General features: G+C 73.1%; 2 protein-coding genes. Both read right to left on the bottom strand.

The window, feature by feature from the left end:
* Nucleotides 1–125 precede the first annotated feature (125 nt).
* Nucleotides 126–1,415: an acyltransferase gene (locus VIB55_RS17205; RefSeq protein WP_331877901.1), complete on the bottom strand. Its 1,290-nt coding sequence runs from the start codon at nt 1,413–1,415 to the stop codon at nt 126–128.
* Nucleotides 1,416–1,500: 85 nt separating this feature from the next.
* The coding region (locus tag VIB55_RS17200) for a CpsD/CapB family tyrosine-protein kinase (protein WP_331877900.1) at nt 1,501–1,995 on the bottom strand (495 nt) is incomplete at its 5' end.

Below are 1,995 nucleotides of genomic sequence, written 5' to 3'. Positions count from 1 at the left end.
GTCGTCGGGCCCCGGTGGGTGGCGGCGCGCCGCGCGGGCGCGCTCCCAGTCCCCCAAAAGTTAACGTTCGCGGCCGGTGCGAACAAGGCGAAGAGTGCCGCGCGCCGGCCAGGGGCCACCCCGCCTCATCTCCGCCCGTCTGCCGCCGCCGCGCCGTGGACCACGGTGGCGGCCGCCAGCGGCGCCCGCGCGGGCAGGCCGAAGCGGCGCCGCACCCCCGCCATCGCCACGCTGGGCCAGTTGGGGATCATGAAGGTGCGCTCGACCAGGGCGTAGAACCCTAGTCCCACCACCAGCACCGCCGGGATCTGCACCAGCAGCGCGGCGCCCAGGGCCACCAGCCACGAATCGGGCTGGAAGACGCGGAACATCACCGCGCTCATCACCTGCATCACCTGCAGGTGCGTGAGGTAGAGCGAGTAGCAGGCGCCGCCGATCAGGCTGATCCAGGGAAGCGAGCAGACGCGGCGGAACGCGGTGTGCTCGGCCGAGAACACCGCCGCGAAGATGGCCACCACCGAGGCCAGCCGCACGGCCATCATCAGCCCGCGCCACTCGGGCATGTCCTGCAGCGGCCCCACGATGCACAGCCCCACCAGCCCCGCCCACCCCAGCCACGACCAGTGCCGGCGGCTGGCGGCGAAGGCGCGGATGGGATCCTGGAAGTCGGCCATCAGGATCCCCACCCAGAAGTAGGGAAAGAACACCAGCAGCGAGCGCCCCAGGTGCACGGGGCCGGCGTCGGCCGGCGCCAGGAGCGCCACGGCGATGCTGGCCGCCAGCGCCACGGCGCCGACCATGGCCCGGCGGGCCGCGTCGCGGGTGCGGAAGTAGGCGAAGAAGCAGAGGGGGGCAAAGAGGTAGAACTGCACCTCTACCTCCAGCGACCACCCGGGCCCGAAGAGCCGGGGGGTGTTCTCGTACAGCAGCACGTGCACGTACCCCAGGCTGGCGAGCAGGCTGTCGGCCAGCGAGGCCGGGGGGCCGGCGAAGCGGGCCGTTTCCGGCGGCTGGAAGCCCGTCACCCGGATGAGGCCGTAGGTGACCAGCAGGAGCAGCAGGTACGGCGGCTCGATGCGCAGGATGCGCCGGCGGAAGTAGCGCGACAGGAAGGGCCGGCTGAGCGGAGCCCGGTCCTGCCGAAGGAACTGCACCGCCAGGATGAAGCCGCTGATGCCGAAGAAGAGCAGCACCCCGGCGCCCGGGTGCGTCAGGAACGAGAAGATCCCGGCCTCTGCCCGCGACGGGGGCGACGACCGGGCCAGGAACTTCTCCACGCGCGAGGCCAGGTGGCCCAGCAGCACGATGGCGATGGCGAAGAAGCGCAGCCCGTCGATCTCCGGGCGGTACGCGCCGGCGGTCAGCCGCTGCAGCCGGTGGGGAATGTCCACCAGGGCGCGGTACAGGTTCGGCATGGATTTCCTTCCGGGCTTGGCCGGGCGATCGCTGCGAGGGTGCGGCGCCCCCCGTCCGCACGGGGCGGGCGGGGGGCGGCCGCGATCAGACGGAGGCGTGCTCGCGCCGCTTGCCGTTGGGGGTGGGCTCGCCCACCGCGGCGTAGGCCGCGTAGTAGTAGTTGTAGTCGCCGTAGCCGCCGTAGGTGGGCATGCGGCCCTCGGGGTCGTTCAGCACCACGCCCAGCACCCGGGCGCCCACGGCGCCCAGCTGCCGCAGCGCGTGCTGCGCCGCCCCGCGGGCGGTGCTCGCCGCCCGGACCACCAGCACCACGCCGTCGACGCCGGCCGCCAGCACCACGCCGTCCGAGGCCGCCAGCACGGGCGGGGTGTCGAACACCACCATGTCGAAGGCGCCCTGCAGCTCGGCGATCACCTCCTGCATGCGGTCGCTCCCCAGCAGCTCGGCCGGGTTGGGCGGCAGCGTTCCCGCGGTGAGCAGGAACAGGTTCTTGACGGTGGTGGGGCGGATGGCCTCGGCCAGGGCGGAGTGCCCCAGCACCACCTGCGTGAGCCCCGGCTCGGCCGGGACCTTGAAGAT

This window comes from Longimicrobium sp., from assembly GCF_036554565.1.
Taxonomy (GTDB): domain Bacteria; phylum Gemmatimonadota; class Gemmatimonadetes; order Longimicrobiales; family Longimicrobiaceae; genus Longimicrobium.
This window is presented reverse-complemented; position numbering and strand designations above follow the sequence as displayed.